General features: G+C 69.5%; 7 protein-coding genes. 6 read left to right on the forward strand and 1 reads right to left on the reverse strand.

Annotation, left to right across the window (positions count from 1 at the left end; genetic code table 11):
* Positions 1-198 precede the first annotated feature (198 nt).
* The gene (locus tag P1P75_RS38240; protein WP_319264089.1) at positions 199-804 is read left to right on the forward strand and encodes a dihydrofolate reductase family protein; all 606 of its coding nucleotides are present in this window, start codon (positions 199-201) and stop codon (positions 802-804) included.
* Positions 805-1,247: 443 nt separating this feature from the next.
* Here P1P75_RS38240 and P1P75_RS38245 read toward each other — a convergent pair whose 3' ends face one another.
* Complete coding sequence (locus P1P75_RS38245) at positions 1,248-1,532, reverse strand: hypothetical protein (RefSeq protein WP_319264090.1); 285 nt, start codon at positions 1,530-1,532, stop codon at positions 1,248-1,250.
* A gap of 36 nt (positions 1,533-1,568) precedes the next feature.
* On the opposite strand from P1P75_RS38245, the gene P1P75_RS38250 reads away from it, so the two are divergent.
* The 5 genes from P1P75_RS38250 (at position 1,569) to P1P75_RS38270 (ending at position 6,692) form a co-directional block, all read left to right on the forward strand.
* Entirely contained in the window at positions 1,569-2,099 is a 531-nt protein-coding gene (locus P1P75_RS38250; RefSeq protein WP_319264092.1) for a hypothetical protein, read from the forward strand.
* Positions 2,100-2,202: 103 nt separating this feature from the next.
* Positions 2,203-2,964 (forward strand): isocitrate lyase/phosphoenolpyruvate mutase family protein, encoded by a 762-nt coding sequence (locus tag P1P75_RS38255; RefSeq protein ID WP_319264094.1) that lies wholly within the window; start codon positions 2,203-2,205, stop codon positions 2,962-2,964.
* Positions 2,965-3,059: 95 nt separating this feature from the next.
* Positions 3,060-3,878: a DinB family protein gene (locus P1P75_RS38260; protein ID WP_319264095.1), complete on the forward strand. Its 819-nt coding sequence runs from the start codon at positions 3,060-3,062 to the stop codon at positions 3,876-3,878.
* A 220-nt stretch (positions 3,879-4,098) separates the two neighbouring features.
* Positions 4,099-5,523: a hypothetical protein gene (locus P1P75_RS38265; protein ID WP_319264097.1), complete on the forward strand. Its 1,425-nt coding sequence runs from the start codon at positions 4,099-4,101 to the stop codon at positions 5,521-5,523.
* Positions 5,524-5,588: 65 nt separating this feature from the next.
* Positions 5,589-6,692, forward strand: coding sequence for a MoxR family ATPase (locus P1P75_RS38270; RefSeq protein WP_319264098.1), 1,104 nt, complete (start codon positions 5,589-5,591; stop codon positions 6,690-6,692).
* The last annotated feature ends 27 nt before the right edge of the window (positions 6,693-6,719 follow it).

A 6,719-nucleotide genomic window follows, 5' to 3' on the forward strand; every position in this document is an offset into this window, starting at 1 on the left:
TCTTTCCTCTTTTTTTTTTTTTGTTTTTTTGTTTTTTTTTTTCAGGCCACAGGGGGCTTCTGGTTTTCTTGCCGTCTCGTGGGCGCCGAGATTTTTTTAAGAGCAATGAGCGGGGTCGGGATATCGGGCCAAGCCTGCCGATGAGCTTTTGGCTCCCGGCCGGTCCAAGCTCATGACACCCCAGGAAAGGACACCGCCATGTCGGAGCTTCTCGTCGACTTCATCACCTCCCTCGACGGCCACGCATCGGGACAGGGATGGCCCGGGTTCTGGGGCCTCGAGGGCCCGGAGTACCTCGCATGGCTCGGCAAGCAGCCCGAGGCCACCTACCTGATGGGAGCGAACACCTACCGCCTGATGTCGGGCTTCGCCGCTGGCGAGGTCCCGACTGGCCAAGACGAGTTCAGGCCGGAAGAAGAGGCGTCCGTCGACGAGCTCACGCAGGCGTCCAAGGTGGTGTTCTCCTCTTCGCTCGAGGAGCCGCTGACGTGGGCCAACTCCACGCTCGTCCGCGACGACGCCGTCGAGGCGGTCCGTGCCATGAAGTCGAGCGGCTCGGGGCTGCTCAGCACGATCGGCAGCCTCAGCCTGTGCCGGTCCCTGCTACGAGCCGGACTCGTCGACCGCTTCCGGGTGGTGATGTTCCCGGTGATCACCGGGGCCACGGGCGAAGAACGCATCTACGACGGCTATCCGGACGTTGCCCTCGAGATGATCGAGCACCACACCTTCGACGGCCGCATCCAACTGGTCGAGTACAAGCCCCGCGTGCTCGAGCACCCGCCGCTCGGCGTCCCTGCGTGACATCGCCTCGTCCGCCGGTCCGGACCGCCGCCAGGCCGGCGGGCAGGCGGGCGGGCGGGCGCCGAGCAAACCTCATAGAGGACGAACGGCCAACGTCAGAACGCCCGGTCCAGGTCGCATCGAAGGATGCAGATCAGCCGAGCGACCTGACCGCCGTCGTCCAAGGTCCGCAACGGCGAGCGCGGGCATGGCGGGGTCGAACGGCGCCTGGTCGCCCTCGGCGAGCCCCGTCACCCGGGCGAGCCAGGCCGGGCGTAGCTGGATGAGGCCCTGCACACCGTCGGCGCGCAAAGCGTGCACCACCGCGGCCACCACCGCTACGCCGCCTACACCGGACCGCGCACCGGCCGCCGCCTCGCCGTCACCTCCTTCACCCCTGGCCGGGCTGCGGACCGTCCCGTCCTCGCCGCGTTCGAGGGGGCGCTCACCTGCCTGTGGACGCTCTACCACGTGCGGAGGATCCTTGGCGGTCGCGAAGGCGGACCCCACCCGTCGCGGGCGCCACGCAGCTCGCCGAGCGGTTCACCCCCGAGCGAATCGAGCGCGACGGCTAGCACCCGGGTCCTGGCCGCGGAGCTCAGCGTGCAAGTACGGCGGTCCGCGGTGCGGCCGTCGACCAGCGGGCGCAGCACCGCCTCCGCGTCGAGCGCGAACTCGAACGCGCTCCCAGCGGCGGACAACGTCACCACGTCCTCGCCGACCTCCAGCACCGCGCGAGCGGTCGTCACCCACAGCCGCAGACCACCGCCGCGGGAACGCCGGCGATGTCAGTCCCCGTCGTTACTGTTCGGGCATTCACAATCTGTAGGAAGGGTGGCTCAATGGGCGCCAGCGGATGGGACTACCTCACCAGGTACGACGGTGATGTCGAGGCGGCCTTGGGGACTTTGCAGGCCAGGGTGTTTCAGGAGGAGTACGGCGACGGTGATCGCTACCGAAGCCTGCAGGACCTGTACGCAGACGAGGAGTTCATGGGCACAGAAGGCACCCATACGATCCTCGACATCGACAGAGTTGTTGCCACCGATGACCCGCCGACGCAGTCCGGCATCGCTGACTACGGCGCTCTGCGCCCTCTGGCGCTCAGCCGCGTGGTGCACCACTTCGGTGCCGGCCGCCCGACGGTCGAGCAGTACGAAGAACTCGTTGCCGCTGCCAATGAGGCTGCGAGCCATGAGGAGCACGAGCGGAGCCTTCTCGGCGAGTGTCAGATGCGATGGACCGGCTACTACATCGTCCTCTACTCCGATGACAGGCCGACTCATTTGGGAATTTTCGGCTTCTCCGGAGACTAGGACCACCCGGTGTGGTGCTCCCCGCCTCGTCGGTGCGACGGGCGTCAAAGGCGGCGTCCCGCCGGTCCGTTGTCCGTCGCCATCCAGGTGTAGCGTCCCTGGCATGGACTCTCGCCTCACCGTTGAGCGCGCTCAACGCCTCAAGCAGCTGCACGCCGAGTACAAGCCGCTCGTACTGCCGACCGTCTGGGACGTCTGGTCCGCACGGACGGCAGCCTCCGCCGGGTTCCCCGCGCTGACGATCGGCAGTCATCCGCTGGCCGACTCCAGGGGGGCCGACGACCATGAAGGGCAGACCTTCGAGGAGGTGCTCTCCGCCGTCAGGCCGATCATCGCGGCGGTGGACGTCCCGGTGTCCGTGGACCTGGAGTCCGGGTACGGGCAGAAGCCCGCGGATCTCGTCGCCGGGCTCATCGAGGTCGGCGGCGTCGGTCTCAACGTTGAGGACACCGTCCACTCGGACGGCGGCCGCCTGCGCAGCACGCAGGAGCACGTGAGCTACGTCGCCGGCCTGCGCGCGGCGGCTGACGACGCGGGGGTCCCGGTCTGGGTGAATGGGCGCACCGACGTCTTCCTGCACGCGAAGGACGCTTCCGGCGTCCTCGACCAGGCGATCGAGCGACTGCGGGCCCTGGCGCAGGCCGGCGCCGACAGCGTCTACCCGGTGGGTATCCAGGACGACGACGACCTGCTCGCGGCGGTGACCGGCGCCGTCGCCGTTCCCGTGAACTCCACGGCCCATCCCCTCAAGCACGATCTTGAGCGCTTCCGCCGCCTGGGCGTCGGCCGGATCACCTACGGCCCGCTGCTGCAGTTCGCGATGGCCGACACGATGAAGGACATGCTCGGGCCGTGGGCACCCTGAGGAGCCGCTCTGCGCGAGGCATGGTGGCAGCTCCATGCCGGATGGGCCGCCACGATCGAGCGAATCCGCCGTAGCCCGGCATCGAGCGCCGCAGCGTGAACGACGAGTGGTCGGCGGTGCGGACGATGCGCCACCTGGTGTTCGTCCACGACTCGTGGTTCCGCCTGTGCTGCCTGGGCTCGACAGAGCTGTTCACGCCGATGGGCATAGGGACGACCGTCGAGCCCTACCGTGGAGCGCACGGGCTTGACCTCTCGCTCGATCCGGCCCTCGACGAGATCGTGAGCGTGCGTGACGCACAGGCCGCCGAGCTCGAGGCCTGGCTCGACGAGGTCACCGCTGGGCAGCTCGCGGCGCGGGCGCCGGTACCCGACGACGGTGTCTGGCCGCCGTACGCCCGGGGCCGCTTGGTACGGCAGTGCCTCGGCACAGTGCTCAACGAGACCTTCGAGCACCACGGCTTCTGCATCCGCGACCTCGACCTCGACCTCGACCTGATCGAGGCACAGGACGCTGATCAGAGCCGGCTACGGACTCGGCACCTTGCGGATGCGGGCATCGCTGACCGTCTGCGCGGTGCCGGGCTGAGTTCAGCCGGGACCTGCACCGCCGCGACCCGAACGGCGACGAGGGGCCGCTACCCGGCCGCTTCCGCGGACTGCGCGCCACTGCCTGACTCAGGATCGTCGGCCCGACCAACGAGGGTCCGCTGGGCCCCCGGAGCGCCGGCTCCACCACTGGCCAGGCCAACCTCATCGCCATCGTCGCCTGCCCGGGCACGAGCGAGCTCGCAGGTGCGCCCGGTCGGCGTCGGGGACCCGGTGGTGGTCGACCCGACGTTGTGCCGAGGCCTGGTCCCTGCGCATTTCCTGACCGCTCCTGCTCAGGCAGCAGGGCGCCGAGCCAGGCTGTAGTTGCGTCAGGGGCCGCGGTGTGGTGGATGGTGCGGATGCCGAGCGCCGGGTTCGCGGTTCCGGATCACAGCGGAGGGCAGGACCCGTACCATGTGGTGCCATCCGGGTGCACGGGAGCGGGAGTGTCGATGACGGGGAGGCCTTCTGTGCCAACATCCGGTTCGACCCCGGCCCGTGCGTCTTGAGGGCGGAGGCGGAGGCGGCCACTGTCTCGGAACTGGTGGATCTGCTCTGCGATCTGCCGGGATTCGCCGACGTGCACACCCGGGCCGTGATTCTGGACGAGCTGCGGCCGTCCTTGGTGGCGGGATTCAGGCCGGCCGCTTCCACCCGGATGACGGCCGACCTGATGATCCGGCATCTGCTGGACTGGGACGGCGCCCTCCTGGAACTCGCCGAACTGCTGGCCCTCTTCCATGGCGAAACGCCTGCGATCACCCGGCTGCGACTCCTGGTCGCACGGCTGACCGAACCTGTCGGCCCCGTCAGCGGACCTGGAGCGGAGCTCGTCCGGATTCTGCTCGCCGACGGCCACCAGCCCTGGCTGCCGTCCTTCCTGGAGATCGCGGGCTCGGCCGCCGAGCGGCCTCCCCGGTCGCCTGCGGAGGCCGTCGCCTTCCTCGAGGAACTGGCTGCCCCTCCCCATCAGCCGCCCCCGGTACTGCGGTTCGCTGTCGCCCTCGCCGCACGCCCCGGATGGTCCCCGCTCCAGCGTGACGACCTGCGGGAGTGGATCCACCGGCTCGCCCGGCGGCTTGGCGTCACCGTACCGGCGGCTGCGGAATCCCGCCCGGACGGGCCGTCCGGCGACCAGGGCGATGGCGTGCGGCTGGTCGTGAGCCTCCAGCGCTATCAACCCGGCTCCAGGGAATGCCTGTTGTCCATGTGGCTGGGCTACAGCGCGGAACGCTGGATCGTCCTGGTTGTCGACGACGAACCCCAGTCCCTCGGGCGGATCGTCGCCCGTTTCAACACGTTCTTCGAGAAGGCGCAGGAGCTCTCGGGCGGACTGCCCTCGCGCGTCGAGTTCATGCTGCCGCGCTCCCTGCTCGACCTCCGCGTCGACCGCTGGTCCGTCAGCAGCCGCAGCAACGATACGACCGGTGCGGGTCCCCCTCTGGGTGTGTTGTGCCCCGTCGTCGTACGCGATCTGGAGCGCCCCACCGACCCGCGCGCGCGCGAGCGATGGACGCGCCGGTGGCAGGAGTACGAAAGGTCCCTCGACCTCTCAGCCGAGCGGGCCGTCTGGCTGCCGTGCGGACGCGAGCAGGACCCGCGCGGGAGCATGCGGCAACTCGCCCTCGCCCTCGCCGTTGTCGTGGAGCCGCCGTCCCGGCACGGCCACGCTCCGGCCGGAGCGGTGACGCGCGCCGTGGGAACGGCGCTGGACGCGGGCGTTCCCGTCGTGCTGTGGGGACGCGACGAGGGCGACGCCGACGGTCATGTGGAGTCCGGGGCGCTCCACGCAGCGACCAGACGACTGATCTCCGGAGGCAGTCCCGCCCGACTCCCCGAACGCATAACGTCGTTGCGACGGAAGGCACTCGACTCCGGGACACCGTCCCCGGCCGAACAACTGGCGCTCGTGTGGGACGACCCCGGCGGACGCCCCGATGTCGGAGGCGGCGCACTGCGGTGTCCCTGAGGCCGCAGCGCGCCGACCGGTGCGGGCAAGGACATGGACAGCGGTGGGAAAGGCGGGCAGGGACAGTGCACGAGGGATACATCTACCGGGGGCGCGGCGAGCCGCACGACGGGATCGAGCGGCTGCCCGAGCCGCCTCCCTGGCGTGACATGCGGGGGCGTGGCGGGTTCGAGGGCGGTGAACACGTCCGTCCCGTCGGGACGCGGGCGCACACCTATCGGGCCACCGAGGCGACTGTGCAGTCCGTGAACGCCGCCCTGATGCTGCGCCGCCCGCTGCTGGTGACCGGGCCCCCCGGCTCCGGCAAGTCGTCCCTGGCCTACCACATCGCGCACGAACTGCGCCTCGGCCGGGTGCTGCAGTGGCCCATCACGAGCCGTTCCACGCTCAAGGACGGTCTCTACTCCTACGATGCCATCGGTCGGTTGCAGGAGGCGGGCCTCGCCGCAAGCGGACGGTCCTCCCGCTCGTCCCGGGAACCCGTGATGAGCGACGGGCCCCGCTCTGTGCACGACGACGAACTCCGTCCCGAGCAGCCGGACATCGGAGCCTTCATCCGCCTCGGGCCGCTCGGCACCGCTCTTCTGCCGGTCGAGCGGCCCCGCGTGCTGCTGATCGACGAGATCGACAAGAGCGACATCGACCTGCCCAACGACCTCCTGCACGTGTTCGAGAACGGCGAGTTCGTGATTCCTGAGCTCGCCCGGGCGTCCCGGACGACCCCGACCACCCGGGTCCACACCGACGACGGCCGGACCGGGCCCGGTGACGGCACGGCCGCGATCACCGGCGGGTGGGTCGGCTGCACCACCTTTCCCGTCGTCATTCTGACCAGCAACGGCGAACGGGACTTCCCCCCGGCCTTCCTGCGTCGCTGCATCCGCCTCGACCTCCCGAGCCCCGACACAGGTCGGCTGGCCGAAATCGTCCAGGCACACCTCGGCAACGAGGGCGTCAGCCGAGGTGCAGGCCTGATCGAAGAGTTCGTCGAACGGCGTGCCAACGGCACCCTGTCCACCGACCAACTCCTCAACGCCGTCTATCTGTTGCTCGGCGATGGGACCAGCGAGACCCAGGCGGAGCTGTTGAAACAGGTGCTGAAAGAGCGTTTTGTCCCGACGGGGGTGCTTCATTGCAGTTCAGGTGGCGGACCGCTTCGGGCCGGCTGAGGCGGTAGACGCTTGTTGTGGCAGATG

Origin of the sequence: Streptomyces sp. ID05-39B (assembly GCF_033794725.1) — a bacterium.
In the GTDB taxonomy this organism is placed as follows: Bacteria; Actinomycetota; Actinomycetes; order Streptomycetales; family Streptomycetaceae; genus Streptomyces; species Streptomyces bobili.

Excerpts from the sequence above, each read along its gene's own strand:
- P1P75_RS38240 (WP_319264089.1), top strand. The coding sequence starts at position 199 with ATGTCGGAGCTTCTCGTCGACTTCATCACCTCCCTCGACGGCCACGCA.
- P1P75_RS38250 (WP_319264092.1), top strand. The coding sequence starts at position 1,569 with ATGTCAGTCCCCGTCGTTACTGTTCGGGCATTCACAATCTGTAGGAAG.
- P1P75_RS38255 (WP_319264094.1), top strand. The coding sequence starts at position 2,203 with ATGGACTCTCGCCTCACCGTTGAGCGCGCTCAACGCCTCAAGCAGCTG.